22 protein-coding genes and 1 other RNA gene are annotated in these 25,868 nt (G+C 55.8%); 8 read left to right on the top strand and 15 right to left on the bottom strand.

Features of this window, described 5'->3' with window-relative positions; all coding sequences use genetic code 11:
• The first annotated feature begins 228 nt into the window (after positions 1 to 228).
• Positions 229 to 465: a major outer membrane lipoprotein gene (locus C0560_RS09235; protein WP_095281761.1), complete on the top strand. Its 237-nt coding sequence runs from the start codon at positions 229 to 231 to the stop codon at positions 463 to 465.
• 60 nt (positions 466 to 525) lie between these two features.
• On the opposite strand, the gene C0560_RS09230 is transcribed toward C0560_RS09235, so the two are convergent.
• The 7 genes from C0560_RS09230 to sufA form a co-directional block, all read right to left on the bottom strand.
• Positions 526 to 1,545 (bottom strand): L,D-transpeptidase family protein, encoded by a 1,020-nt coding sequence (locus C0560_RS09230; RefSeq protein WP_248860075.1) that lies wholly within the window; start codon positions 1,543 to 1,545, stop codon positions 526 to 528.
• A 97-nt stretch (positions 1,546 to 1,642) separates the two neighbouring features.
• Positions 1,643 to 2,059: a cysteine desulfuration protein SufE gene (sufE, locus tag C0560_RS09225; RefSeq protein ID WP_100780443.1), complete on the bottom strand. Its 417-nt coding sequence runs from the start codon at positions 2,057 to 2,059 to the stop codon at positions 1,643 to 1,645.
• A 12-nt stretch (positions 2,060 to 2,071) separates the two neighbouring features.
• Entirely contained in the window at positions 2,072 to 3,292 is a 1,221-nt protein-coding gene (gene sufS, locus C0560_RS09220; protein WP_248860073.1) for a cysteine desulfurase SufS, read from the bottom strand.
• Positions 3,289 to 4,560, bottom strand: coding sequence for a Fe-S cluster assembly protein SufD (gene sufD / locus C0560_RS09215; RefSeq protein WP_248860072.1), 1,272 nt, complete (start codon positions 4,558 to 4,560; stop codon positions 3,289 to 3,291). The genes sufS and sufD overlap by 4 nt, the downstream gene beginning before the upstream one ends.
• Positions 4,535 to 5,281, bottom strand: coding sequence for a Fe-S cluster assembly ATPase SufC (gene sufC, locus C0560_RS09210; protein ID WP_095281756.1), 747 nt, complete (start codon positions 5,279 to 5,281; stop codon positions 4,535 to 4,537). Before sufC ends, sufD begins: the two co-directional genes overlap by 26 nt.
• Positions 5,282 to 5,290: 9 nt before the next feature.
• Entirely contained in the window at positions 5,291 to 6,778 is a 1,488-nt protein-coding gene (gene sufB, locus C0560_RS09205) for a Fe-S cluster assembly protein SufB (RefSeq protein ID WP_100780446.1), read from the bottom strand.
• Positions 6,779 to 6,786: 8 nt separating this feature from the next.
• Positions 6,787 to 7,155 (bottom strand): Fe-S cluster assembly scaffold SufA, encoded by a 369-nt coding sequence (gene sufA / locus C0560_RS09200; protein ID WP_095281754.1) that lies wholly within the window; start codon positions 7,153 to 7,155, stop codon positions 6,787 to 6,789.
• Positions 7,156 to 7,564: 409 nt separating this feature from the next.
• Between sufA and C0560_RS09195 the strand changes: the two genes are divergently transcribed.
• A complete protein-coding gene (locus C0560_RS09195) occupies positions 7,565 to 7,837 on the top strand; it encodes a YqjD family protein (protein ID WP_102103529.1) in 273 nt (90 codons plus the stop codon).
• A gap of 60 nt (positions 7,838 to 7,897) precedes the next feature.
• Here C0560_RS09195 and C0560_RS09190 read toward each other — a convergent pair whose 3' ends face one another.
• Positions 7,898 to 8,629 (bottom strand): MerR family transcriptional regulator, encoded by a 732-nt coding sequence (locus C0560_RS09190; RefSeq protein WP_100780448.1) that lies wholly within the window; start codon positions 8,627 to 8,629, stop codon positions 7,898 to 7,900.
• Positions 8,630 to 8,792: 163 nt separating this feature from the next.
• Entirely contained in the window at positions 8,793 to 10,004 is a 1,212-nt protein-coding gene (locus C0560_RS09185) for a diguanylate phosphodiesterase (protein WP_248860070.1), read from the bottom strand.
• 345 nt (positions 10,005 to 10,349) lie between these two features.
• Here C0560_RS09185 and ycgZ point away from each other — a divergent pair, with 345 nt between their 5' ends.
• The 4 genes from ycgZ (at position 10,350) to fdhF (ending at position 13,813) form a co-directional block, all read left to right on the top strand.
• Positions 10,350 to 10,589 carry a regulatory protein YcgZ gene (gene ycgZ / locus C0560_RS09180; protein ID WP_100780450.1) on the top strand — a complete coding sequence of 80 codons (240 nt, stop codon included), beginning with the start codon at positions 10,350 to 10,352 and terminating at the stop codon, positions 10,587 to 10,589.
• A gap of 170 nt (positions 10,590 to 10,759) precedes the next feature.
• Complete coding sequence (locus C0560_RS09175) at positions 10,760 to 11,080, top strand: hypothetical protein (RefSeq protein WP_100780451.1); 321 nt, start codon at positions 10,760 to 10,762, stop codon at positions 11,078 to 11,080.
• Between the two features lie 35 nt (positions 11,081 to 11,115).
• Positions 11,116 to 11,394: a biofilm development regulator YmgB/AriR family protein gene (locus C0560_RS09170; RefSeq protein WP_100780452.1), complete on the top strand. Its 279-nt coding sequence runs from the start codon at positions 11,116 to 11,118 to the stop codon at positions 11,392 to 11,394.
• A 268-nt stretch (positions 11,395 to 11,662) separates the two neighbouring features.
• Positions 11,663 to 13,813 carry a formate dehydrogenase subunit alpha gene (fdhF, locus tag C0560_RS09165; RefSeq protein ID WP_248860068.1) on the top strand — a complete coding sequence of 717 codons (2,151 nt, stop codon included), beginning with the start codon at positions 11,663 to 11,665 and terminating at the stop codon, positions 13,811 to 13,813.
• Positions 13,814 to 13,882: 69 nt separating this feature from the next.
• On the opposite strand, the gene C0560_RS09160 is transcribed toward fdhF, so the two are convergent.
• The 3 genes from C0560_RS09160 to C0560_RS09150 form a co-directional block, all read right to left on the bottom strand.
• Entirely contained in the window at positions 13,883 to 14,077 is a 195-nt protein-coding gene (locus C0560_RS09160) for a YdiH family protein (RefSeq protein WP_100780454.1), read from the bottom strand.
• A gap of 94 nt (positions 14,078 to 14,171) precedes the next feature.
• Positions 14,172 to 14,582 carry a 1,4-dihydroxy-2-naphthoyl-CoA hydrolase gene (gene menI / locus C0560_RS09155; RefSeq protein ID WP_100780455.1) on the bottom strand — a complete coding sequence of 137 codons (411 nt, stop codon included), beginning with the start codon at positions 14,580 to 14,582 and terminating at the stop codon, positions 14,172 to 14,174.
• A complete protein-coding gene (locus tag C0560_RS09150) occupies positions 14,579 to 17,635 on the bottom strand; it encodes an FAD-binding and (Fe-S)-binding domain-containing protein (RefSeq protein WP_248860066.1) in 3,057 nt (1,018 codons plus the stop codon). Before C0560_RS09150 ends, menI begins: the two co-directional genes overlap by 4 nt.
• A gap of 254 nt (positions 17,636 to 17,889) precedes the next feature.
• Here C0560_RS09150 and ydiK point away from each other — a divergent pair, with 254 nt between their 5' ends.
• Together ydiK and rprA are read left to right on the top strand one after the other, a co-directional pair.
• Positions 17,890 to 19,005, top strand: coding sequence for an AI-2E family transporter YdiK (gene ydiK, locus C0560_RS09145; RefSeq protein ID WP_100780457.1), 1,116 nt, complete (start codon positions 17,890 to 17,892; stop codon positions 19,003 to 19,005).
• A gap of 176 nt (positions 19,006 to 19,181) precedes the next feature.
• Positions 19,182 to 19,289, top strand: an RNA gene (rprA, locus tag C0560_RS09140) — antisense sRNA RprA.
• 17 nt (positions 19,290 to 19,306) lie between these two features.
• Here the strand turns inward: rprA and C0560_RS09135 are convergent.
• From C0560_RS09135 to ppsA, 3 genes are all read right to left on the bottom strand, one after another.
• Positions 19,307 to 21,682: a glycoside hydrolase family 3 N-terminal domain-containing protein gene (locus C0560_RS09135; RefSeq protein WP_248860065.1), complete on the bottom strand. Its 2,376-nt coding sequence runs from the start codon at positions 21,680 to 21,682 to the stop codon at positions 19,307 to 19,309.
• A gap of 3 nt (positions 21,683 to 21,685) precedes the next feature.
• Positions 21,686 to 23,086: an MFS transporter gene (locus tag C0560_RS09130; RefSeq protein WP_123428990.1), complete on the bottom strand. Its 1,401-nt coding sequence runs from the start codon at positions 23,084 to 23,086 to the stop codon at positions 21,686 to 21,688.
• A gap of 226 nt (positions 23,087 to 23,312) precedes the next feature.
• Positions 23,313 to 25,691, bottom strand: a complete 2,379-nt coding sequence (gene ppsA / locus C0560_RS09125; protein ID WP_100780460.1) for a phosphoenolpyruvate synthase — start codon at positions 25,689 to 25,691, stop codon at positions 23,313 to 23,315.
• Positions 25,692 to 25,868 lie beyond the last annotated feature (177 nt).

The raw sequence follows: 25,868 nt of genomic DNA, 5'->3' as shown, positions 1-25,868 counted from the left end.
AATGCAAATCGAGTTTTTCTATTTAAGAGCGATTTATCTAAGATGAATCCGATGAAAAATGTCTTTTTTAACATAGCTTTTTCGGCAAAAGGGGCAGATTCGTTGTTTCTTTGAGCGAACGATCAAAAATAGGTGTATTCCCATCAAAAAAATATTCTCAACATAAAAAACTTTGTGTAATACTTGTAACGCTACATGGAGATTAACTCAATCTAGAGGGTATTAATAATGAATCGTACTAAACTGGTACTGGGCGCGGTAATCCTGGCTTCTACTATGCTGGCTGGTTGTTCTAGCAATGCTAAAATCGACCAACTGTCTTCTGACGTTCAGACTCTGAACGCTAAAGTTGACCAGCTGAGCAACGACGTGAACGCAATCCGTTCTGACGTTCAGGCTGCTAAAGACGACGCAGCACGCGCTAACCAGCGTCTGGACAACCAGGCTACTAAATACCGTAAGTAATAGTACCTGTTAATAAAATGGCGCACATTGTGCGCCATTTTTTTTTGCCTGTTATTCGCCCTATTGCATGACGACCTCTTTCTCGCCTTCAGACACCGCGTCTGATGCGCGACTGTTCTGCACCGACAGCACCGGATTCGCCACCGACGCGGATGGGCCGTTTCCCGCAGAGACCGCAACCGGAATACCCGCGCGGCGCGACAGCGCTTTATCAATCAGCACTTTGTCATTACCCTCCAGCGACGCAAAGGACGCAAAGCCCGCGTTATACACGATTGGCGTGGTTTGCGGGTTCTCCCCTTCGACCTGAGCCAGCGGGCGATGTACTTCTACATAGCGTCTGCCATCGGGTTCAACGGAGAACTTCACCGGCTCGTTGATGATCTGCACCCGGGTCCCCACGCGCGCCTGAGCGAACAGCGCTTTAATGTCCGGCGCATTCATGCGCATACAGCCGGAGCTGACGCGCAGCCCGACACTGTCCGGCGCGCTGGTGCCATGAATCAGATACTCCCCGTTGCCTATCCCCAGACGTAGCGCAAAGCGCCCCAGCGGGTTGTTAGGCCCTGCCGGGACCACAGGCGGCAATTTGATACCTTGCGCCAGAGAACGCGCTCTGATGCCCGGTGTAGGCGTCCAGGTTGGATTCGGGATTTTCTGGCTCACGCGCGTGGTGCTGACCGGCGTCTCCAGCCCCAACTGGCCAATGCCTAAAGGATAAACCTGAACGATATTCTCCCCCGGCGGGAAGTAGTAGAGCCGCAGCTCGGCCAGGTTCACCACGATGCCCTCGCGCGGCGTATCCGGCAGCAGCATTTGCGACGGAATGGTAATCACCGTCCCGGGCGCGGGATAGACCGGTGCAATCGTATTATTGGTTTCGAGGATCAGTTGCGCCGCGGTATTAAATCGACGGGCAATCGCCTGCAAATTTTTGTCCCCTTCCTGGATAGCGTAGGTTTGATTTTGACCAATAAGGCGGCTGCCCGCTGGCGGCAACGGATAATCCATCGCGCTGGCAGAATTAAGGCCACCGAAAGTGCTGAGCAGTAAAAGTGTAATTATCGACGCACGCTTCATGCTGAGATTCCTTATTCACTGACAGAACGCCAGAAAGCCGAAAAACCAGCGAGGTGGGAGCCACCTCGCGTAACAGAATGAATGCAGTCTTTTTAGTTTAGCTAATGTTGGACGCTTTGGAGCGGATTGCGCGGATCATCGCTTCCAGCCCCTGGGATCGGGAGGGGGTTAAATGTTGCGCCAGCGACATTTTTTCAAACCACGGGCGCACGTCAAAGGCCACAATGTCCTGAGCGGACATCTGGTGATACAGGATAAATACGACGGCAACCAGCCCTTTCACAATGGCAGCATCGCTGTCGCCCTGCAATTCAATCACGCCGTCGTCGGTCTGGCGCATCACAATCCAGACCTGGCTCTGACAGCCCTGGATAATGTTCTCCGGGCTGTGTGCTGCTTCGCTGAGCGCAGGTAAACGCTGTCCCAGCTCAATGATGTACAGGTATTTCTCTTCCCAGTTGGCGCAACGGGTAAAGTTACGCAACAGTTTGTCTCTGTCCGGCAACGCGGCCATGTCTTGCCTCTCTTAGCCCAGCAGGTGATGGATACGTTTCAGTCCTGTCACCAGCCTGTCGATCTCTTCCGTTGTGTTATACATCACCAGCGACGCACGGCACATGGCCGGGACCTGGTAAAACGCCATCAGCGGCATCGCGCAGTGGTGCCCGGTGCGCACGGCCACGCCGTAGTTATCCAGGAAACTCCCCACGTCGTAGGCGTGATGTTGACCCAGATTAAAGGCAATAACCCCTTTGCGCGAATCTGGTCCGTAGAGCGTCAGATCCGGCACGCTGGCCAGCTCTGCCAGCGCATAGCGCATCAGCGTCTGTTCGTACTCGGCAATCGCATCCAGCCCAATCGCTGATACGTACTCAACTGCCGCACCCAGTCCGATAATTCCGCCCGTGTTCGGCGTCCCGGCCTCAAAGCGCCACGGCGCTTTAGCGTAGGTCGTGCCCTGCGTCAGGCTGACGGTGGCGATCATCGACCCGCCCCCTTCCCATGGCGGCATCGCCTGCAGGATATCCTCTTTCACGTACAGCACGCCAATCCCGGTCGGACCATACAGTTTGTGGCCGGAGAAGACGTAAAAATCGCAGTCCAGCGCCTGTACGTCGGTAGCGTGATGCATGACCGCCTGCGCGCCATCCACCAGCACTTTCGCACCGGCCTGATGCGCTTTGGCGATGATCTCGGCCACCGGGTTCTCGGTGCCAAGCACGTTGGAAATCTGGGTAAGCGCCACCAGCCGCGTACGGTCGTCGAGCAGGGTATCCAGCAGCGCCAGCTGCAACGTCCCGTCCTGATTGAGCGGGATCACGCGCAGTTGTGCCCCCACACGCTCGCAGAGCATCTGCCACGGCACGATATTGGCGTGATGCTCCATCTGGGTGATGATGATGTTGTCACCCGCATGCACCTGCGCACTGCCCCAGCTGTTGGCCACCAGATTGATGCCTTCGGTGGTGCCGCGCACGAATACCAGCTCTTCCGGTGAACGGGCGTTGAGGAAGGTCGCAAGCTGCGTGCGCACGTTTTCCATCCGCTGCGTCGCTTCGGCGCTAAGGGTATGAATACCGCGATGCACCGCCGCATAGCCGTGGCGATAAAACTCCGCCTCGGCGTCGATCACCTGATTAGGCTTCTGCGCGCTGGCCGCGCTGTCGAGATAGGCAAGCGGCAGACCGTTCACTTCACGGGTCAGGACGGGAAAATCCGCCCGCACTTTCTCTACGGGAAAACTCATGCTTCGCCTCCTGGCAAACGCTGACCAATGCGTGCCAGCACCTGCTGTTTCAGGGTTTCATCGCGCAGCGCTTCCGTCAGCTCCGCGGCGAACGCGTAGATGATCATCTTCTGCGCCGCCTGCTTGTTGATACCACGCGAGCGCAGATAGAACATCTGTTCATCGTCGATACGTCCAACCGTCGCCCCGTGGCTGCACTTGACGTCATCGGCATAAATTTCGAGCTGCGGCTTGGTGTCGACTTCCGCCAGACGGCCCAGCAGCAGATTGTTGTTCGTCATCTGCCCGTCGGTTTTGATGGCGTGTTGCGCCACGTTAATCAGGCCGTTAAACACCGCCCGCCCTTTGTCATTGGCGATGACTTTATGCATCTGGCGACTGTTACAGTAGCCTTTGTTGTGCTCAAGCCAGGTACGGGTATCGCACACTTCCGACTTCACCGGCATCGCCAGGCTGTTCATGCGCAACGTGGTGTTCTCGCCGTTAAGCTGCGTGCTGGTGTTGTGGCGCAGCACCGCCCCGCCGAGCAGGAAGCTGTGGCTGTACGCCGCCGCATCCGGGCCAATCAGCATGTCGTTGTGGGCAAAGTGATGGCTCACCGGGTTTTCAAACGCCAGCTTGATGTGATGCAGCTGGGCATTGGCCGCCACGTTCATCGTCAGGCGCGCGCCGGTAAAGTGTCTGGTCTCATTCAGGCTGACGTAATGCTCAATGAGGGTCGCTTCCGCCCCCTCAGCCAGGTCGAGATGATGACGATAGTGGGCCGTATTCACCTCTTCGCCCTCCAGCCCCTGCGTGATGTGCAACAGCAGCAGCGGTTTCGCCGGACGCTGATTACGCTTCACGCTGACATGCGTCACGCCTGACGCCAGGCTTTCGGTCAGATGCAGGAACACTTCAGGCTGCACCGGCGCAGGCAGAGACTGGCGCTGGTCATTGATCTCAACGTCAAACCCGCTGCCCTCAGTGCTGTCGCTCAGTTCCGGGTTATAACGCCCATCAACAAACACCAGACGTACGGCGTCAATATTCAGCGCCAGCGCATCGCGCTGGGCTGGCGTGACATCCGCCAGACGCGTGACAAACTGACTGTTGAGCAAGCCGTCCAGCGGCGTGTACTTCCAGTTTTCGTGTTTGCGCGTCGGCAGACCGAGACGCAGCATCTGCTGCAGGTGCTGTTGCGCCTGTTCAGATCGCGTTTCGCCCTGGGTTTCAAACAGGCGATGCCACTGCTGCAGTGCGTTACTGCTGTTCGGTAAGCCAGCCATAGCCCTGCTCCTCCAGTTGTTTGACCAGAGTAAAATCGCCGGATTTAACGATGCGGCCCTGATACAGCACGTGGACGTAATCCGGTTTGATGTAGTCAAGAATGCGCTGATAGTGGGTGACGATAATGAACGAGCGTTTGCCGTCGCGCAGGGAGTTCACGCCGTCGGCAACAATTTTCAGCGCATCAATGTCCAGACCGGAGTCCGTTTCATCCAGAATACACAGCTCCGGCTCCAGCACCGCCATCTGCAGGATATCGTTGCGTTTTTTCTCGCCACCGGAGAAGCCGACGTTCACAGAACGGGTCAGCAAATCTTCCGGCATTTTCAGCAGTTTGATCTTCTCTTCCATCAGATCCTGAAAGTCAAAGCGGTCCAGCTCCTCTTCTCCACGGTATTTACGCACCGCGTTGAGGGAGGTTTGCAGGAAGAACTGGTTGCTGACGCCCGGGATTTCGACCGGATACTGGAAGGCCATAAAGATGCCTTCACCGGCGCGATCTTCCGGGGAGAGTTCCAGCAGATCTTTGCCCTTAAACTCGACGGACCCGCCGACCACTTCATAATCTTCACGCCCGGCCAGCGTCGCGGAGAGCGTACTTTTCCCGGAGCCGTTTGGCCCCATAATGGCGTGCACTTCACCCGGACGGACGTCAATATTCAGCCCACGCAGGATCGCTTTATCTTCCACACTGACCTGTAAATCTTTAATGCTTAACATGTTTTTTCCTTAACCGACGCTGTGCTCAAGGCTAATCGCGAGTAATTTTTGTGCTTCTACGGCAAATTCCAGCGGCAGCTCAGAGAACACGTCCTTGCAGAAGCCGTTCACAATCATCGAAATCGCATCTTCTTCGCTGATCCCGCGCTGCAGGCAGTAGAACAGCTGGTCTTCGCCGATGCGCGAAGTGGTGGCCTCGTGCTCAAGCTGGGCGCTGTTGTTGCGACACTCCACGTACGGGAAGGTGTGCGCCCCGCAGTCGGTGCCGATCAGCATCGAATCACACTGGGTGAAGTTACGGGCGTTGGTTGCCGTCGGCATGATTTTCACCAGGCCGCGATAGCTGTTCTGGCTGTGCCCGGCGGAGATGCCTTTCGAAATAATCGTCGATTTGGTGTTTTTACCGATGTGGATCATCTTGGTCCCGGTATCGGCCTGCTGATGGCCGCTGGTGAGCGCCACGGAGTAGAACTCACCGATCGAGTTATCGCCGCGCAGAATACAGCTCGGGTATTTCCAGGTGATCGCCGAACCGGTCTCGGACTGGGTCCAGGACATTTTACTGTTTTCACCTTCGCACAGGGCGCGCTTGGTCACGAAGTTCAGGATGCCGCCCGTATTACCGTCACCAGGGAACCAGTTTTGCACCGTGGAGTATTTCACTTCGGCGTCTTTGTGAATGATCACCTCAACCACCGCCGCGTGCAGCTGATAGCTGTCGCGCACGGGCGCAGAACACCCTTCGATATAGCTCACGTAGCTGCCTTCGTCGGCCACCAGAATGGTGCGCTCGAACTGGCCGGTTTTTTCCGCGTTGATGCGGAAATAGGTCGACAGCTCCATCGGACAACGCACGCCTTTCGGCACATAGATAAAGGTGCCGTCGGAGGCGACCGCCGCGTTCAGCGCCGCAAAGAAGTTATCGTTGCTCGGCACCACGGTACCGATGTATTTCTTCACCAGTTCCGGGTGATCGTGAATGGCTTCGCCAAAGGAGCAGAAGATAATGCCCTGCTCGGCCAGCTTGCCTCGGTAGGTGGTGGCAACGGAAACGGAGTCAAAAATGGCGTCGACGGCCACTTCACGTCCTTCGCGCACCGGCACACCGAGCTGCTCGAAGGCCTCTTCCACCTCTTTGCTCAGGAACGTGTTGGCACCCGTCTGCTGTACGGCACCCGGCTGAGACGCGCAGGTGTCATCACAGCTGCCGCAGGATGGCGCGGAGTAGTAGCTGTAGTCCTGATAGTTGAGCTTTTCGTAATGTGCTTTCAGCCAGTGGGGTTCTTCCATTTCCAGCCAGGCGCGAAACGCGCTCAGGCGAAACTCGAGCATCCACTCCGGCTCATTACGTTTGGCCGAAATCGCGCGCACCACCTCTTCGTTGATGCCTTTCGCCAGTTCGTCCGTTTGCAGGTGGGTGAAAAAGCCCTCTTTATAGTTGAGGTGCCCGCCACTCCAGGTGTTCACATCGTCAGTTGCTTCAGTATTACGAGACATAGTACCGCCTATACCCCAAAGCTTTCGCCGCAGCCGCATTCATTCTGCGCTTTCGGGTTATTGAATTTGAATAACTGGTTTAAGCCTTCGCGCACGTAATCGACTTCGGTGCCATCGATAAACGGCATCGCCTGCAGTGCGACAAACAGCTTCGCCCCGTCGGTTTCGAACACCAGATCGTCTTTTTCGGGCACGCTCACCGTGTCCAGCACGTAGCCGAATCCGGCGCAGCCAGTCTGTTTAACGCCGAGACGCAAGCCCACAATATCCGGCTTCTTCGCTATCAGCTCGTGAATATGCGCCGCCGCCGTGGGCGTCAGCGTCAAACCACGCCAGGCAAAATCAGCGGGATTAAAGGTTTCTGAATGCAATTCCATAGGTCCACCTCATCTGTTAAGCCACCAGGGGCATTACACCATGTTAGTGATAACGATTATCACTTCAACCCCCTGACAGCAGGGGCTTTCGGCTAAACCGCCCTTTTTGGCTACTTTTATTAAGCATAGACCCTGCGACGCAGGTTATTAGCCTATGAAAAAATTGTTTAATGCTTTGATGTATAACGCATTTGATGGGCTAAAACCGTGAGAACAGCGCAAGGGGAAAATATGTATCGGGAATACCTATTTATTTAATCGGTTTTAGAAAATCTTCAGAATCAAACGACTACCCGAAAATCAGGGCGTTCTGTGATTTACGCAAACAGGGCATTCCAGGAAAACACCGAATCATCAGCGCGTCAGGGATAAGGGACTAAACTTTATGTGACACCAAAAGGAGATAAGTATGTCATCACATGATTTTGAGAATGAAGCCGATCGCCTGGCGAAAAAAGCCCTGAACAAAGCCGATGAATTTGCAGGCGAAGCGCAGTCCCAGTTTGGCGATGCGGTTGATTCACCGAAACATCAGCTGAAAGGCGCCGCACGCAAATACGCAGCACAAGCATCAGACGTCGCTTCAGAGGTCTCTGACAAAGTTCGTGATAATCCATTGACCGGGCTGATGGCGGCAGGCGCAATCGGGCTGATCATCGGTTTATTGGTCGGCAGGAAATAAGCCGCGAATAAGCAGCAAATATGACAGGCCCGAAAGGGCCTTTTTAGTCTTGTCAGGCGATTAGCCGTTGATAAATGAGACGGAAAAACCTTGTTCCCGCCAGTGATCTAACTGCTCCTGCTGACGCATTGACGGCGCATGGCCCGTCCAGACAAATATTTTTTGCCCCGGGAACAGCTCGGGTTTCGGCGAGTCGATCGGCTCAGCCAGCACATCAATATGCCAGCCCTGCTGCGACAGGCGCCCGGCTTCCAGCCATAAACGCGTACGATCGTCCGTATCCCACCCAATCAGCAACGCTTCGTTGCCCGGTTTTTTGCGCGCTTCAGCCAGAAGCATCGCAATGAAATCGATCAGCACCCCATCCAGCAGGCTGGACATGTGTCGAGCGGTGTTGTGATCCAGGCTTAAACGCTGACGAACCGGAATGAAAATGTGATCGATGAGAACTTCTATGGCGTGGTCGCGACGGAATTCAGAAATTTTAAGTCGCAGTTTCGCGGGACTGGCAAACCGCAGCACCGTCATCATCTCTTCCTGAAGAGAGATCCAGTTGCTGTCCACCAGAGGAACGCCGACTTCCAGTAACGCCTTTACCTTGCCAACCGAAATGCCGGTTTTCATGAGGCGTTTAATCTCCTCGATGCGCTGGATATCCTCTTCGTCAAACTGACGATGGCCCCCTTCACTGCGCTGCGGCTTCAACAAACCGTAGCGTCGCTGCCAGGCGCGCAGTGTGACGGGGTTGATTCCGCATCGTTCGGCGACTTCGCCGATACTGTATAAGGCCATTAACTCCCTCATGCTTAAACGCAATACTTCCATACCAAACCTGATCAACTTTAGCAGATTGTATAACCTGATTGTATAACTAACAATTGACCAGGGTACAAGTCGATTTTGTACAAGATGACGTGTACCTGGTCTGATTTGTACAACCTTTACGACGCTATCCCTATTTTTTCTCCGGCCACGCCACGGCTGGAATCCCGCCAAAACGCGGGCTGGCAAACAGATGTCCCTGGAACTGGGACATCCCCGCTGACTCAAGCCACATCCACTCTTCCGCCTTTTCGACACCCACGGCACACACCAGGATTTCAAGGGATGTACAGCATTTGATGATGGCCTGAATAATCGCCTGTCTCGGGCCGCTGCGATGGACATCCGCCACCAGATCGCGATTAATCTTGATTCGGTCTGGCTGGAACTGTGCCAGCAGTAATAGCCCGGCGAAACCCGCGCCAAAGTGATCGATTGCCACGCTGATACCGGCACTTTTGAGCTGCCGGACGGCGTCTTTAAATTCATCAAAGCGCGAAATCACTTCGCTCTCGGTGAACTCGACCACAATCTGCTCCGGCACCAGACCGTTGGCTTCAATCTCATTTAACAGAAATCCCACCGCGCCCGGCACATTTACCAGCGTCATTGGCAGCAGGTTGACGGATAAGGCCTGCTCCTGCAGGCGTAACTTGCCGGCCATGGCAAACGCCACTTTCTTACTCTGCAGATCCGCCTCGTAAATCTCGTTGCCAGAGAATTTATTGAAGTAGGCATCCGGAGAGCCGCCGTCAGCGGTGCGGATCAGGGCCTCATAGGAGACCAGTTCCCGGGCAAAGGGATCGACAATCGGCTGAAAGGCAAAGCCGCAATCAGCCGATGCGTCGAGCGTCAGGGGTTCTGCCGGTGCAACATCGTCGTCCGGGATAAAGTCCCAGCTATCGCCGTCAGGAATTTCGTAGTAGTTGGCTTTTTCCGTCGCTTCAACGAAGGTACGGAAGAACTGCAATGCGCGATCGTTGTAGGTCAGCTGGTACTTGGTTGTCCCTTTATCAAGCACCTTCTGGAGCACTTCCTGGCGATCATAAGTGCGTAAATCAAACAGCTCCATTCCTGCTTTGCCAAAGCGTCGCGACGGCGCGTAATCGCACAGCAGCTCCACCAGATTGTAGTGGCGCGGGTCTTTGCAAATGTCGGCGTAAATGCGGAAAACGCTCTCTTCCGGCCCTTCCAGCAGCTGGAAAAAGTGCGTTCCATTAAACAGTAAAATCCCGGTGACGTCGGATTCCCCGTTTTTAATGTTCGCTCCCGCGACCATCTCTTCCAGCGCTTTCACCGGAACGTTTTCGCAGAGATGGCTGCGGTAAATTATTGTCGTGAGCATAGTCGTCCTGGTGAGTAGAAGGGTTACCCCCGCGGCGTGTCGCGAGGGTCAGGTCATTGTTATACCACATTAATTGATTAACAAATAATTCACATTTCAAACAGTTCAGCCGGATTCCACCGCCTCCCCGCGCGTTTGTACAGAAATTTCAGAGTGAAACATCTTGTACAATATATTCTGTACTGATATCGAATCAAACACATTGTAACTTACTGATAAAAAACAAATAGCACTTTTTGCTTAAAATTAAGGTAAAAAACTGTACATCAAAAATGTACAACTTTTTAAAAAACGTATAACTTAAATCGTAACTTAGCTGACTACTTAATTTTACAGGAGTGATACATGCGTCAGAACAGCTACATTCCCGATAGCGGTAATGCGATTGTCCAGTACTTCGAGAAAGCTGCGCTACCTACTCAGCAAGAAACCCTGGGACAGATCGTAGTAGAGATCCTGAGCGATGGCCGTCATTTGAATCGCAAAAACCTGTGCACCAAGTTACTCAGCCGTCTTGATAAGGCGTCCGGTCCAGAAGAAGAGAGCCACTACCATGCATTGATTGGTTTGCTATTTGATCGTTGAGATCCAATAGCAAACCCATTTAACAGATCACCTGGTTTTTAAGTCAATTCTGACGAAGGAACGTTTCAGGCACAAAAAGACCTGGCAATCTTCAGCAGACCCCCTTAAAAGGGGATCTGACTTAATGCCGCACGGCGTGACGTCACCCTGCGGCAATCAGAGATGCAGTTATGAACAGAAGTGAAATAGAGCAATTAACAGATGAATTAATTGGAGAGGCGGTTTTATCTCTTCTGAAAGAGCACGGCCCTGTCAGCAAGCAGTCTCTCGTACGGAGACTGCGGGACATGGAGGCGAGTGAGGCCGACCCTCGCCGTCGCGAAGCCCTCGCGGCGGTGATAGCCGAAATCAGCGCCAGCGGTACGCCGTTCGCACAACGTAAGAGAGCCCGCCCTCAGAGGGATCTGAACGGTCTAAAAAGCGAGCAAAGCGATAATGTTTTCCCGCTGTTTGGCGATGGCAAGCCCAGCGGTTCAAAAAACATACACTAACAGCAACCGATCAATAACCCTTACGGTGAGAATAAATGAGACAAAATATTCAAGTTCAACCCGCTGCGTATACTGGTTTTCATGATACCGCGCTGTCTGAATATTTCCGTAATGCAGGCGACAGACTGGCCGATGAATCCGCGCTTTTCGCCTCTGCGGTGAGCTGTATCATGGCGTCAGAAGGGCATCTGACCAACAAAGCCATTATCCTGTGGCTGATTAACGCCCTTGAAACCACTGACGATGTGGTGATGGCAGACGTGATCCGCAAAACCCTCGAAATCGTGGTTGGCTATACCATGGACGATATCTAAAAAAACGATTTCGTCCCCGAAGGCCAGAAGAGCGTCGCACCCTGCTGCGTTTCTCACTGGCCTTTTCTTTTGTCGACACTTTTGTCGAATGTCATGTCGAGCCAGGCGCTCAAAACCAAACAACTCCTGTTAAATCAATGAAATGAAATCTGGCACAGAACCTGCTAAGCGGTAATGTCAGATGACGCACATTCAACATATTGAATCGCATGCTGGTATTGCGGACCTCCGCAATACCTTAATTCATTTCTTAACAGGTCTGTTATTGATGAAAAAAATCGCAAGCATCTGCCCCTACTGTGGCGCAGGCTGTAAATTAAATCTCGTTGTAGAAAACAACCGTATCCTCCGTGCCGAAGCCGCTGAAGGCGTCACCAACCAGGGCACCTTGTGCCTGAAAGGCTTTTACGGCTGGGACTTTCTCAACGATACCCGTCTGCTCACCCCTCGCCTCACCCAGCCGATGATCCGCTATAACAAAGGAGACAAATTCACCCCTGTCACCTGGGAAGAGGCGATCCGCTACACCGCCAGCAAACTGAAAGCCATCAAAGAGCAGCACGGCCCACGCGCGATCATGACGACCGGATCGTCACGCGGTACTGGCAACGAAACCAACTACGTGATGCAGAAGTTTGCGCGCGGTGTGCTTAACACCAATAACGTGGATTGCTGCGCCCGCGTCTGCCACGGCCCGTCAGTGGCCGGTTTGCAGGAGACGCTCGGCAACGGCGCAATGAGTAACTCCATAAACGATATCGAGAACTCAGCATGTCTGCTGGTGTTCGGCTATAACTGCGCCGATTCGCACCCGATCGTCGCCCGTCGGGTGCTCAAAGCCCGACAAAACGGTGCCAAAATCATCGTCTGCGATCCGCGTCGCATTGAAACTGCGCGCATCGCCGATCAGCATTTGCAGCTCAACAACGGCAGCAATATGGCGCTGGTCAATGCCTTTGGCTACGTTCTGCTCGAAGAGGAGTTGTACGACAAAAACTACGTCGCGCGCTTCACCGATGGCCTCGACGCCTATCGTAAAATCGTTGCGGATTACGCGCCTGAGAAGGTCGAACATCTGACCGGTATCCCGGCGCGCGACGTGCGTCAGGCGATGCGCACCTTCGCCGCCGCGCCGTCTGCCACGGTGATGTGGGGCATGGGCGTGACCCAGTTCGGCCAGGCCGTGGATGTGGTGAAAGGCCTGTCGAGCCTGGCGCTGTTGACCGGCAATCTCGGCCGCCCTGCCGTCGGCGTCGGCCCGGTTCGCGGGCAAAACAACGTACAGGGCGCGTGCGATATGGGCGTGCTGCCGAACATGTTCCCTGGCTATCAGGACGTGACGGATGCCGCCGTGCGCGCGAAGTTTGCTGACGCCTGGGGGATTGACGTCAACACCATGGACGACCAGGTCGGCACACGCATCACCGAAGTGCCGCACCTGGCGCTGGAAGGCAAAATCAAAGCCTACTACATCATGGGGGAAGACCCGCTCCAGACCGAAGCCGATCTGGGCCTGGTGCGTCGCGGCTTTGAGGCGCTCGATTTCGTGGTGGTGCAGGACATCTTCATGACCAAAACCGCCGAAGTCGCCGATGTGCTGTTACCTGCGACCTCCTGGGGTGAGCACGGCGGCGTGTTTACCTGTGCAGACCGCGGCTTCCAGCGCTTCGGTAAAGCAATCGAGGCCAGCGGCAACGTGAAACGCGACTGGGAGATCATCAGCCTGCTTGCCAGCGCGATGGGCTATCCGATGCATTACGACTCCAACCAGCAGATTTGGGACGAAATGCGCGAACTCTGCCCGCTGTTCTTCGGCGTCACCTACGAAAAAATGGGCGAGATGGGCCACGTGCAATGGCCATGTCCGACGCTGGATCACCCCGGCACGCCCTACCTGTACAAAGACAATCAGTTCGATACGCCCAACGGTAAAGGCCAGCTGTTTGCCGCTCCGTGGCGCGCGCCTGCAGAAGTGCCGGACGCAGACTATCCGTTAGTGCTGTGTACAGTACGCGAAGTCGGCCACTACTCCTGCCGTTCGATGACCGGCAATTGCGCCGCGCTGCAAAGCCTGGCCGATGAGCCGGGTCGGGTGCAGATGAATCCGGTGGATGCCGACGCGCTGGGGGTAAGAGACGGACAGCTGGTGTGGGTGCGTTCGCGTCGCGGGAAAGTGATCACCCGGGCGAACGTCAGCGAGCGCATTAATCCGGGCGCGGTGTACATGACTTACCAGTGGTGGATCGGAGCCTGTAACGAACTGACTCAGGATAATCTGGACCCGACGTCGAAAACGCCGGAAACCAAGTACTGCGCGGTTAAACTGGAGGCCATCGACGATCAGCGCTGGGCGGAAGATTATGCCGCCTCTGCCTATCAGTCGATGAAAACCCGGTTGATTGACGCGGTGAACGTTTAGCCACCCGATCGCTCAACGGATAAAAACAAAAAAGGCCGCATGAGCGGCCTTTTTAAACAAGCGGGAGTATTAATGGACGTGAACGCCTAACCGCCAGGCAAAGTAGATCTCTTCTTTCAGTTCGTTTGAAGAGAGCGCGAGCAGGTCGGCAAACTCCAGTTCAAGCTGTTTCAGCTTTTTCAGGTACTGCGCCGGGGACAGGTTGCTCTTATCGCGGCGTAAAAACTCTACTGCCAGTTGGGTGGGACTCATTTCGGTATCCATAACATCCTCTCTATGTACAAAACCTGACCAGTATAGCACGTCTGACTGACCAATTTTTGACCAAAAACAATTCCTCAAGGATGTTTACCTTTATTTAAACCACCGCCGTCGTCAGGCGCGACGAACAGCACAGCCTCTCCTGCTCGTCGAAAATATCGATTTGCCACACCTGATGACGACCGCCCGCATGGAGCGCGCGACAGACGCCGCGCACGCGCCCGCTGCGCACGGAGCGAATGTGGTTAGCATTCACTTCCAGCCCCACCACCTTTTGCTCCCCGTCGGTACAGAGGTAACCCGCCACCGATCCCAGCGTCTCCGCCAGCACCACGGACGCGCCGCCATGCAGCAGGCCAAACGGTTGATGCGTACGGCTGTCCACCGGCATGGTGGCTTCAAGGACGTCTTCGCCGATACGGGTAAACTGAATATCGAGCAACCCGACCATATTCCCTTCGCCCATGGCATTGAGCACCTCAAGCGTCACGGTACGTTTCCAGATCATCCCATAATCTCCAGTAAAGCCTGCAATGGATGGCGAACGCCGCTTCCTTCAACGCGTTTCACCTGGCTGCGACAGGAGTAACCCGTCGCCAGACAGCGGTTTCGCGGCAAACGCTGCATGGCCTGATGCCATGACAACTCGTAGATACCCAGCGAATTCGCGTGGTTTTTCACTTCATGGCCGTAGGTCCCGGCCATCCCGCAGCAGCCGACGCTGACGTTTTCCAGCTTCGCGCCAAAGCGGGCAAAAATAGAGGCCCATTGCGCAGGCGCACCCGGCAGCGCGGTCACTTCCGTGCAGTGTCCAAAGAGATACCAGGCTTCACCGCTGACCTCTTTTGTCTCGGCAGAGTGCAGCGCCGCAGGCAGCCATTCATGCACCAGCATAACGCTGAAATCCCCGCGCTTGTCGCCCAGAGTCTGTTTGTACTCATCGCGATAACAGAGCACCAGCGCGGGATCGACGCCCACCATCGGCATGCCCAGCTGCGCGATACGGTTCAAAAAGTCCGACGTTTTCTGCGCCGTTTTCGCAAAGCGCGTCAGGAACCCTTTAATGTGCTGCGCTTTACCGTTCGGCGAGAATGGCAGCACCACCGGCTGATAGCCGACGCGCTCCACCAGCCGCACGAAATCGGCCACCACCTGCGCCTCGTAGTAGCTGGTAAACGGGTCCTGCACCACCAGCACGGTTTTCGCTTTTTGCTCGTCGCTCAGGGCCTCCAGCTGTTCCAGCGTCATATTGGCCGAACGGTGGCCCACCAGCTGGCGTTGCAGAGAAGGCGTGGAGAGCAGCGGCAGATCGACCATGCCGATATGTTTTTCGGAAAGTTTGCGCACCAGCGGCTGATTGATAAAGAAGTTGAACGTCTTCGGCGCGCGCGCCATCAGCGGGGCGTAGCTTTCGACCGTCGCCACCAGGTGATCGCGCACCGGGCGCAGATAGCGGGAGTGATACAGCTGCAGGAAGCGCGAGCGGAACTCCGGCACGTCGATCTTGATCGGACATTGCGTCGAGCAGGCTTTACACGCCAGGCAGCCGGACATCGCCTCTTTCACTTCATGGGAAAAATCATACTCACCTTTACTGGCGTGCCAGCTGTTCCTGGAACGCTCAATCAGCGTGCGCAGGCTGGCGCGTTTTTCCGGTAGATCGCTTTCGAGTTTCAGCGGGTCCACGCCGCGATCGGCCAGCAATCGCAGCCACTCGCGCACCAGCGTCGCTCGCCCTTTCGGAGAATGAATGCGGTTGCTGGTGATTTTCATCGACGGGCACATCGGGCTTTTCACGTCGAAGTTAAAGCACAGACCGTTGCCGTTACACTCCATCGCCCCGCGCCAGGAGGAACGCACCGCGATCGGGATCTGGCGGTCATACGTGCCGCGCTTCACCGCGTCGACCTGCATCATCGGATCGTCCACACCCGCAGGCGGACAGATTTTGCCTGGATTCAGGCGGTTATTCGGGTCAAACGCCGCTTTGATTTTGCGCAGTTCGCCGTACAGCTGCTCGCCGAAGAACGCCGGGCTGTACTGGGCGCGGAAACCTTTCCCGTGCTCGCCCCACAGCAGGCCGCCGTATTTTGCCGTCAGCGCGACCACGTCGTCGGAGATCTGCTTCATCAGCATCTCCTGCTGCGGGTCGCACATATCCAGCGCCGGACGCACATGGAGCACACCGGCATCCACGTGACCAAACATGCCGTAGCTCAGGCCGTGGCTGTCGAGTAACGCGCGGAACTCCACAATGTAATCCGCCAGATGTTCCGGCGGCACGCAGGTATCTTCGGCAAACGGAATCGGTTTGGCCGCACCTTTCGCATTCCCCAGCAGGCCGACCGCTTTTTTACGCATCGCGTAAATGCGCTCAATGCCCGAGAGATCGTTGCACAGCTGCCAGCCAATCACGCCGCCCTCGCCCTGCGCGATCAGTTCGTCGAGTCGGGTACGGAGCATCTGCACCTGTGAGTCGATAAGCTCCGCATCATCGCCAGCAAATTCAACAATGTTCAGGCCCAGCATCTCTTTATCAGGCACATCGGTGATCAGCTCGCTGACCGAATGCCAGACGATATCTTCCCGCGCCAGATTGAGCACTTTCGAGTCGACGGTTTCCACCGACAGGGCGCGCGCCTCGACCATAAAGGGCGCGTTGCGCAGCGCCGCATCGAAGGAGTTGTATTTGACGTTCACCAGGCGGCGCACCTTCGGCAGCCGGGTGATATCCAGACGGGCTTCGGTGATAAAGGCCAGGGTGCCTTCCGAGCCGGTCAGAATACGGGTGAGATCGAACTCGCTCAGATCGTCATTAAAGACGTGGCGCAGATCGTAGCCCGTCAGGAAGCGGTTCAGTTTCGGGAATTTATCGACAATCAGCTGGCGGTTATCGCGACAGCTTTCGAGCACGCTGCGATAAATGCGCCCGACCGCCGTGTTGTCCTGCCCAAGGGTTTCAGCCAGCTGCACCGGAATCGCCTGGGTGTCGAGAATGTCCCCGCCCAGCAGCACCGCGCGCACGCCCAGGACGTGATCGGACGTTTTACCGTACACCAGTGACCCCTGGCCGGAGGCATCCGTATTGATCATCCCGCCCAGCGTGGCGCGATTGCTGGTGGATAATTCCGGAGCAAAGAAGTAGCCGTAGGGTTTCAGGAACTGATTGAGCTGATCTTTAATCACCCCCGCTTCGACGCGCACCCAGCCCTCTTCCGGGTTGACCTCAATGATACGGTTCATATAGCGCGACATATCAATGATGATGCCCTGATTCAGGGCCTGCCCATTGGTGCCTGTCCCGCCACCGCGCGGGGTGAAGACCAGCGACGCAAAACGCTCCTGCGCGGCCAGACGGGAAAGCAACGCCACATCGGCGGTGGAACGGGGGAAAACGACGGCATCGGGAAGTAACTGATAGATACTGTTGTCGGTCGCCATCGTCAGCCTGTCGGCATAATTGGTGGCGGTATCACCTGTAAAACCCTGTTGCTCCAGTGCTTGCAAATAAGTCAGCACCAGCTGAACGACGCCAGGTGCCTGAGAAATCAATGGGATCATTACGGAAGACCCTAAATAGTGTTGTTGCCCTCTCGATAATCCGCGATGCGACAAGGCCGCAAGTGCGCGAATTATGACGGGGATAATCGTTTGCGTTGTGTTTGAATTGTTGTATCACATTTTTTTCTTATACGCCCATCAGTTTTACGGGCAGAATTCGCCTGTCAAAAATCGCTGAAATCACTAATGATTAAGGGATGCGATTTTCTGTTTCGGCCAGCCGGTCTGGTCTTCATGTAAGGTAAATTTCATTTATGGTCACTTCTCGTCAGCCCAGGGACGTTGCGCAAATACTGCTGTCGGTGCTGTTTTTAGCCATCATAATTGTTGCGTGTCTATGGATAGTTCGCCCCTTCGTCCTCGGTTTTGCGTGGGCAGGTACGGTGGTCGTTGCCACCTGGCCACTGTTATTACGTCTGCAGAAACTGTTTTTTGGTCGTCGTACTCCCGCCGTTCTGGTGATGACGCTGCTGCTGTTTCTGGTCTTTATCATTCCGATTGCGCTCCTGATTAACAGCCTTGTCGATACCAGCGGGCCGGTGATTCGTGGGATCACCAGCGGTGAGATGACCGTGCCAGATCTGGCGTGGCTTAACAGCATTCCGCTGGTCGGCGCGAAGCTCTACAGCGGCTGGCACAGTCTGCTGGAGATGGGCGGCAGCGCGATCATGGCGAAAGTTCGCCCATACGTCGGCACCACGACCACCTGGTTTATCGCCCAGGCGGCCAATATCGGCCACTTTATGATGCACTGTACCCTGATGCTGCTTTTCAGCGCCCTGCTCTACTGGCGCGGTGAGCAGGTGGCACAGGGCGTACGTCATTTTGCGACCCGTCTCGCAGGGACACGCGGTGACGCGGCGGTGCTGCTGGCAGCCCAGGCGGTTCGTGCGGTGGCGTTGGGTGTGGTTGTCACAGCGCTGGTGCAGGCGCTACTTGGCGGGATTGGTCTGGCGATAAGCGGCGTGCCGTACGCGACCATTTTAACCGTCATCATGATCCTCACCTGTCTGGTCCAGCTTGGCCCGTTGCTGGTGCTGGTCCCATGCATTATCTGGCTCTACTGGAGCGGTGATACAACCTGGGGTACGGTGCTGCTGGTGTGGAGCTGCGTGGTGGGCACCATGGATAACGTCATCCGTCCGATGCTCATTCGTATGGGCGCGGATTTGCCGTTGATTCTGATCCTCTCCGGCGTCATCGGCGGGTTGATTGCCTTTGGGATGATTGGGCTGTTTATTGGCCCTGTGCTGCTGGCCGTGACCTGGCGTCTGTTCTCCGCGTGGGTGCATGAAATTCCACCGCCAGGCACCGACCCTGAAGTGGCGCTGCATAATCTCGAAGAGCTTGACGGCAAGAACAACCCGTAATGTATCGTCAGGCGAAGTCACTCGCCTGACACTTAAGCACGCCTAATCTTTATTAAGACTTTTCTCAGGTTCAGCCCGCTTCGTCTGGTCTCGCCTCGCGCTAAATCTTCATAGTTCTTAAACTATTGAGACGAATCTGATCGACGCTAAAACGTCGCATGTCCTACTATTAAGTCACGGTTATGAATCAACGCATTGATTTATAAGCATGGAAATCCCCTGAGTGAAACAACGAATTGCTGTGTGTAGTCTTTGCCCATCTCCCACGATGGGCTTTTTTTTGCCCTGCTTACGCTCGTTTTTACGCTCGTTCGATTTCACACGAACTCAGCATCCGCCACTTCTCCGGCAATACCCGCGTCTCGCCAGTGACATTTACCGTCACCGCAGCGCGAATATCCGCTGAGGACAGCCCGACCTGCAGCTCAAACTCGCCTGGCTCTACCACTCTTTTACCGTCGCGGCGGGTGAAATTAAACATATCCACCGGCAGGCTGAAGGTGAGCGTCGCCTTTTCACCCGGTGAGAGCGTGACGCGCTGGAAGGCTTTAAGCTCCTGTAACGGTCGCACCATCGAGGCCACGCGGTCGCGCACATAGACCTGCACCACTTCGCTACCGCTACGCTCGCCGCTGTTTTGCACCGTCACGCTCAGCGTCACCTCGCCCTCGACCGGGACAGACGTTTTCGCTAAACGCAGTGCATCGCAGGAAAATGTCGTCCAGCCGAGACCAAAACCGAAGGGATAGCGCGAGCCAAAGTGGAAGGCGAACGGCGTACCGCCGCTTTTCAGCTTGTGATTGTAATAGTACGGCATCGCACCCGCACTTTTCGGAACACTCACCACCAGCCGTCCCTGCGGTTCCGCGCGCCCGGTCAGCACATCGGCAATCGCCCAGCCGCCCTCCTGTCCTGGTGCCCAGGCCAGCAGCAGCGCCGCGACCTTGTCTTCCAGCCCCTGCAGGTTGTACGGACGCCCGCCCGTCATCACCACCACGACCGGCTTACCGGTTTCCACCAGCGCTTCCAGCAGTTGTTGCTGCACGCCGGGCAGGTTCAGGCTGTCGGTGTCGGAGCCTTCACCCACGGTACCGCTCTGGAATAATCCCGCCAGATCGCCCACGCAGGCGATGACGATATCGCTGTCCTGCGCCGCCCGTACCGCCTGTGGAATCAGACGGGTATCGAATGACACCGGCGATTGCTGCATCGGTTTGCCGCCGCTGTCGCCTGGGAACACCGGCGCACCCGCCATGCGGTGCTCAATGATGTGGCAGCCTTTGGCGTAACGCACCTGGGCATCGCCCAGATAGTGTTTCAGCGCGGCAAGCGGTGTGGTTACCTGCGACGTCTCTTCCACCATATCGCTGATGATCAGATGCACCGGGAAGCTGTAGCCGCTCAGCAGCGCCAGCGGATCGTCTGCGGTTGGCCCTACCACAGCCACACGCGGTTTACCCGCAAGCGGCAGTACGCCGTTGTTCTCCAGCAGCGTCAGCGAGCGGGTTGCCACGTCGCGCGCCACCTGTCGGGTTTGCGCATTTTGCAGATCGATATTCTCTTCGCGCGCATACGGCTGCTCAAACAGACCGAGGCGGAATTTTTCGCTCAGCACACGCGCGACAATTTCATCGATCTTATCCATCGAAATCAGCCCACGCTTCACGGCATCCGCCAGATGACGAGCGCAGTCGTCTTTCGGCAGCTCGACGTCCAGCCCGGCGTTGAACGCCAGCGCCGCAGACTCCGCCGCATCGTGGGAAATGCCATGATGCTGATGCAACAGGCTGACACCGCCATAGTCGGCCACCACAATCCCGTCGAATCCCCACTGCTCGCGTAGCACCGTGGTGAGCAAGAAGGCATCGCTGTGGCCGGGCTGATTGTCGATATCATGATAGGCCGGCATCACGGAACCGGCGTTGGCCAGTTTTACCGCCATTTCAAACGGCAGCAGGAACGTATCATTCAGCTCGCAAAAACCGAGATGCACCGGGGCATGGTTACGCGCCCCCTCGCTGAAAGAGTGGCCGACATAGTGTTTGAGGGTCGCCAGCAGATCGCGTTTTTCGCCCTGCAATCCGTCGACATACGCGGTCGCCATGACCCCGACCAGCCACGGGTCTTCACCGAAGGTCTCTTCGGTACGCCCCCATCGCACGTCGCGAGAGACATCCAGCACCGGGGCCAGCCCCTGCTGACAGCCCACCGAGCGCGCCTCTGCGCCGATCTGCTGTGCCGCACGCTTCACCAGCTCCGGGTCCCAGGTCGAACCGTAGTTGAGGGAGGAGGGAAACAGCGTCGCGTCTTTACACAGCAGGCCGACCAGGCACTCCTCATGGAACAGCGCGGGGATCCCCAGCCGAGTCTCTTCCATCATCATCCGCTGCAGACGGTTTGCCGCGCGCACGCCGGTGTGCGCATCCACAATGTGCGTCCCCAGCGGACGGGTAATTTGTCCGACGCCCAGTTTGAGCCGCTCGCTCAATGCCGCCTGTTCGCTCACGCCTGCAAATTCGTCGCTAAGATCGCTGCGCTCACGGTGATTGCCGTCCTCATCCAGAACCAGCCAGTAGGCATGCATCTGCGCGAATTTCTCTTCCGGGGTCATACGTGCCAGCAGATCGGCGACACGCTCTTGCACGGGATATCCCGCATCCTTGTAGATGGCAGTCATGTTTTACTCCTGTGTAGCAGAATGAAATGCCGGGCTGGTTTGCCCCGCATCAGTGCGCGCTTCGCGCTTGCGGGCAAGCTCTTGTGCGATGGAATCCACCAGGCGGCTGTTCAGTTTGTAAATGGCGAGCAGCACCACCATGGCGATAAACAGCACGCACGGGATCAGGGTGAACAGCGCGTTGATCGTGGTCAGTACCTGCGGGCTTTGAATTGCCTGCCCGGGGACATAACTCACGATTCCCAGTACCCAACCGACAACCGCACCGCCGAGGGCGAGGCCGAATTTAATGGCGAACAGCGCAGTGGAAAAGACCAGCCCGTCCAGACGGCGACCACTGCGGTGCTCTTCGTAATCCACCACATCCGAGAACATGGTCCACTGCAGCGGCGTGGTGAGGTTCTGGATAAAGCTAAAGATGATGTTCAGGCCGAAAATCAGCCAGATTTGCGTCGGCGGCAGGAAGAAAATCAACGCGCCAAATATCACAAAGGAAATAATCGTCCACTGATAGGCACGCACCCGGTCAAATTTACCCAATAACCGTTCAGATAATAAGGCTCCGCTTAAAGAGGCCACCATTCCGGAAACGATAAAGGCAAAGACTAAATCCGGGCGTAGCAGCACATAATTGACGTAATACATCGTGGCGGAGCCGCGTGTGACGACTGCCGTCAGCAGTAAAATATTAAACACAAAAACAATGCGCCATTGGCTGTTGGCGGCCAGTAATTTTAAATCCGTGAGCATCGAGCCGGAGGTATCATTACGCGGAGAATAACGCTCGCGGGTCATAAAGAAGCAGATGAAGAATAAGATAATGCCTAACAGGCCCATTAGACTCATGGCATAGAAATAGCCTTTCTGCACATTTCCCTGGCCTAAATGGGAGACCAGCGGCAGGGCGATGACCGTGACGATCAGGCCGCCAATAAAGGACAGTCCGAAACGCCAGGATTGCAGGGAATGGCGCTCGCGCGGGTCCATCGTCAGGGCACCCGGCATCGCGCAGTACGGCACATTAATCGCGGAATAGATCAGGCTCAGCAAGGTGTAAGTCACACAGGCATAGGCAATTTTCGCCGTTGGCCCGACATCGGGGACATAAAAAGTAATCAGACAGCTTACGCCAAACGGAATGGCGAACCACAGCAGCCACGGACGGAAACGCCCGTGCCGGGTCTGGGTGCGATCCACCAGCGCGCCAATGCACGGGTCGACAAAGGCATCCACCACGCGCACCACCAGAAACATGGTACCCATGATCGCGGCGGGCAGGCCAAATACATCCGTATAGAAATATGCCAGAAATAAGGTAGCCGTTTGCCAGACCAGCGCGCTGGCCATATCACCCAGGCCGTAACCTATTTTATCTTTGGTACGTAATACAGAGGAGATTGTCATTGTTAATTGCCTTTTATCGGTTAAAACGTATTTCAACCAGTTGCGCAAGATGTAGGGTAATGCGCAGTAAGGCTCAATTATTAGCAGCGCTTCGCTGGCTAACAATTGTAGAAATTAACAGATTGATTACGATATTTGGTTAATTGCGCTAAGTGTGACGGGGAGCATAGTGGGGGAAAATAATGTCGCCGTCCCTTTGTGAATAAAAGGGACGGCGCGATCAATACTACTTATTCAGTTCAGCCAGGCTCAGCCAGGTTTGCACCACGGTGTCCGGGTTCAGGGACAGGCTATCGATCCCCTCTTCCATCAGCCATGCGGCAAAGTCTTCGTGGTCCGATGGACCCTGGCCACAAATCCCGACGTATTTACCCTGTTTCTTCGCGGCGCGGATGGACATCGACAGCAGCGCTTTCACCGCTTCGTTACGTTCATCGAACAGCTCAGACACCACGCCGGAGTCGCGGTCCAGACCCAGCGTCAGCTGTGTCATATCGTTAGAGCCGATAGAGAAGCCGTCGAAGTGTTCCAGGAACTGCTCTGCCAGCAGGGCGTTGGACGGGATCTCGCACATCATGATGATCTTCAGCCCGTTCTCGCCGCGCTTCAGCCCCTGACGCGCCAGCTCTTCGACTACCGCTTTCGCCTGATCCACGGTACGTACGAACGGGATCATGATTTCGACGTTAGTCAGCCCCATTTCGTTGCGCACGCGTTTCACCGCGTCACATTCAAGGGCGAAGCAGTCGCGGAAGCTGTCCGCCACGTAGCGACCCGCGCCACGGAAGCCGAGCATAGGGTTCTCTTCTTCCGGTTCGTAGCGCTCGCCGCCCACCAGGTTGGCGTATTCGTTGGACTTGAAGTCCGACAGACGCACGATCACCCGCTTCGGATAGAATGCCGCACCCAGGGTGGCAATCCCTTCCGTCAGACGTCCGACGTAGAACTCTTTCGGTGAGTCGTAGCCCTTCATCATCTCGCGGATTTCGTTTTGCAGCTGAGGCGTCTGGTCGTCAAACTCCAAAAGCGCACGCGGGTGCACGCCGATCATGCGGTTAATGATAAATTCCAGACGCGCCAGGCCGACGCCTTCGTTCGGCAGACAGGCGAAATCGAACGCACGATCCGGGTTGCCGACGTTCATCATGATTTTCAGCGGCAGATCCGGCATGGTATCGACGCTGGAGCTTTTCACGCTGAAGTCGAGAATATCAGCGTAAACGTAGCCGGTGTCGCCTTCAGCACAGGAGACGGTGACTTTCTCATCGTCTTTCATGCGTTCGGTGGCATCACCGCAGCCGACAACCGCCGGAATGCCCAGCTCGCGGGCGATGATCGCCGCGTGGCAGGTACGGCCACCACGGTTGGTCACGATCGCCGCCGCTTTCTTCATGATCGGTTCCCAGTCCGGGTCGGTCATGTCCGTTACCAGCACGTCGCCCGGCTGAATACGGTTCATCTCGCTGATATCGTGGATCACTTTAACCGGGCCGGCACCGATACGGTGACCAATCGCACGCCCTTCGGCGACAATTTTTCCCTGGGCATGCAGGGTGTAACGCTCCATCACCTGGCCGCGAGAACGCACGGTTTCCGGACGCGCCTGCACGATAAACAGTTTGCCGGTGTGGCCGTCTTTCGCCCATTCGATATCCATCGGACGTGCGTAGTGTTTTTCAATCTGAACAGCCTGTTTCGCCAGCTCCTGAACTTCCGCATCGGTCAGGGAGAAGCGGTCGCGTTGCTCCTGCGGCACGTCCTCGATTTCCACCTGTTTGCCGTGTTCCTGGCTTGGGGCGTAAATCATGCGGATTTTTTTAGAACCCATGGTGCGGCGCACAATCGACGGACGGTTGGCCGCCAGCGTCGGTTTGTGGACGTAGAATTCGTCAGGGTTAACCGCGCCCTGCACCACCATCTCACCCAGACCCCAGGCGGAGGTTATAAACACCACCTGATCGAAGCCAGATTCCGTATCGATGGAGAACATCACGCCGGAGGAGCCGATGTCGGAGCGCACCATGCGCTGCACGCCCGCAGAGAGCGCGACGCCGCGATGGTCATAGCCCTGATGCACGCGATAGGAGATCGCGCGGTCGTTGAACAGGGAAGCAAAGACATGCTTCACCGCCACCAGCACCGCGTCGTAGCCCTGAACGTTCAGGAAGGTTTCCTGCTGACCGGCAAAAGAGGCGTCCGGCATATCTTCTGCGGTGGCAGAGGAACGCACGGCGAATGAGGCCTGCGCGTCGTCAGCAGAGAGTTGGTTATAAGCGTCGTGAATCGCTTTTTCCAGCTCCGGCTGGAAAGGTGTGTCGATAATCCACTGGCGGATCTGCGCACCGGCTTTGGCAAGCGCGGTCACGTCATCAATATCCGTTTGGTCCAGCAGGTCGTAAATGCGCTGGTTAACACCGCTCTGGTCTAAAAAATAGTTAAACGCGTCGGCAGTTGTGGCAAACCCGTTCGGTACGGAAACACCCATACCCGACAGATTTGTAATCATTTCACCCAGGGAGGCATTTTTGCCTCCAACTCTGTCTACATCATTCATGCCGAGTTGGTTATACCAAAGCACCAGCGGTGACGAGCCATTGTTGGACATCGAAACAATCCTTTTGTGATATTTAAACGGAGTAAGTAACGCCTGACTTCGTATTTATACTGGCATATTTATTCCCGGCAAAAAAACGGTGAATCGTGTAAGCACTTTTATTTTTCAGTTTTTCGGACACTTTCCCATCATTCGCTAACCCGATGATTCCTATAGATTCGTGCTAAA

The organism is Lelliottia sp. AC1, assembly GCF_023278595.1.
Taxonomy (GTDB): Bacteria; Pseudomonadota; Gammaproteobacteria; order Enterobacterales; family Enterobacteriaceae; genus Enterobacter; species Enterobacter nimipressuralis.
This window is presented reverse-complemented; position numbering and strand designations above follow the sequence as displayed.

What these genes read in the sequence shown, in the direction of transcription:
- sufD (WP_248860072.1), bottom strand. Translation starts at nt 4,560, where the DNA reads ATGGCTGGCTTACCGAACAGCAGTAACGCACTGCAGCAGTGGCATCGC.
- sufA (WP_095281754.1), bottom strand. Translation starts at nt 7,155, where the DNA reads ATGGAATTGCATTCAGAAACCTTTAATCCCGCTGATTTTGCCTGGCGT.
- sufB (WP_100780446.1), bottom strand. Translation starts at nt 6,778, where the DNA reads ATGTCTCGTAATACTGAAGCAACTGACGATGTGAACACCTGGAGTGGC.
- fdhF (WP_248860068.1), top strand. Translation starts at nt 11,663, where the DNA reads ATGAAAAAAATCGCAAGCATCTGCCCCTACTGTGGCGCAGGCTGTAAA.
- sufC (WP_095281756.1), bottom strand. Translation starts at nt 5,281, where the DNA reads ATGTTAAGCATTAAAGATTTACAGGTCAGTGTGGAAGATAAAGCGATC.
- C0560_RS09135 (WP_248860065.1), bottom strand. Translation starts at nt 21,682, where the DNA reads ATGACTGCCATCTACAAGGATGCGGGATATCCCGTGCAAGAGCGTGTC.
- ppsA (WP_100780460.1), bottom strand. Translation starts at nt 25,691, where the DNA reads ATGTCCAACAATGGCTCGTCACCGCTGGTGCTTTGGTATAACCAACTC.
- ydiK (WP_100780457.1), top strand. Translation starts at nt 17,890, where the DNA reads ATGGTCACTTCTCGTCAGCCCAGGGACGTTGCGCAAATACTGCTGTCG.
- C0560_RS09235 (WP_095281761.1), top strand. Translation starts at nt 229, where the DNA reads ATGAATCGTACTAAACTGGTACTGGGCGCGGTAATCCTGGCTTCTACT.
- ycgZ (WP_100780450.1), top strand. Translation starts at nt 10,350, where the DNA reads ATGCGTCAGAACAGCTACATTCCCGATAGCGGTAATGCGATTGTCCAG.
- C0560_RS09160 (WP_100780454.1), bottom strand. Translation starts at nt 14,077, where the DNA reads ATGGATACCGAAATGAGTCCCACCCAACTGGCAGTAGAGTTTTTACGC.
- menI (WP_100780455.1), bottom strand. Translation starts at nt 14,582, where the DNA reads ATGATCTGGAAACGTACCGTGACGCTTGAGGTGCTCAATGCCATGGGC.
- C0560_RS09230 (WP_248860075.1), bottom strand. Translation starts at nt 1,545, where the DNA reads ATGAAGCGTGCGTCGATAATTACACTTTTACTGCTCAGCACTTTCGGT.
- C0560_RS09175 (WP_100780451.1), top strand. Translation starts at nt 10,760, where the DNA reads ATGAACAGAAGTGAAATAGAGCAATTAACAGATGAATTAATTGGAGAG.
- sufS (WP_248860073.1), bottom strand. Translation starts at nt 3,292, where the DNA reads ATGAGTTTTCCCGTAGAGAAAGTGCGGGCGGATTTTCCCGTCCTGACC.
- sufE (WP_100780443.1), bottom strand. Translation starts at nt 2,059, where the DNA reads ATGGCCGCGTTGCCGGACAGAGACAAACTGTTGCGTAACTTTACCCGT.
- C0560_RS09190 (WP_100780448.1), bottom strand. Translation starts at nt 8,629, where the DNA reads ATGGCCTTATACAGTATCGGCGAAGTCGCCGAACGATGCGGAATCAAC.
- C0560_RS09170 (WP_100780452.1), top strand. Translation starts at nt 11,116, where the DNA reads ATGAGACAAAATATTCAAGTTCAACCCGCTGCGTATACTGGTTTTCAT.
- C0560_RS09185 (WP_248860070.1), bottom strand. Translation starts at nt 10,004, where the DNA reads ATGCTCACGACAATAATTTACCGCAGCCATCTCTGCGAAAACGTTCCG.
- C0560_RS09150 (WP_248860066.1), bottom strand. Translation starts at nt 17,635, where the DNA reads ATGATCCCATTGATTTCTCAGGCACCTGGCGTCGTTCAGCTGGTGCTG.
- C0560_RS09130 (WP_123428990.1), bottom strand. Translation starts at nt 23,086, where the DNA reads ATGACAATCTCCTCTGTATTACGTACCAAAGATAAAATAGGTTACGGC.
- C0560_RS09195 (WP_102103529.1), top strand. Translation starts at nt 7,565, where the DNA reads ATGTCATCACATGATTTTGAGAATGAAGCCGATCGCCTGGCGAAAAAA.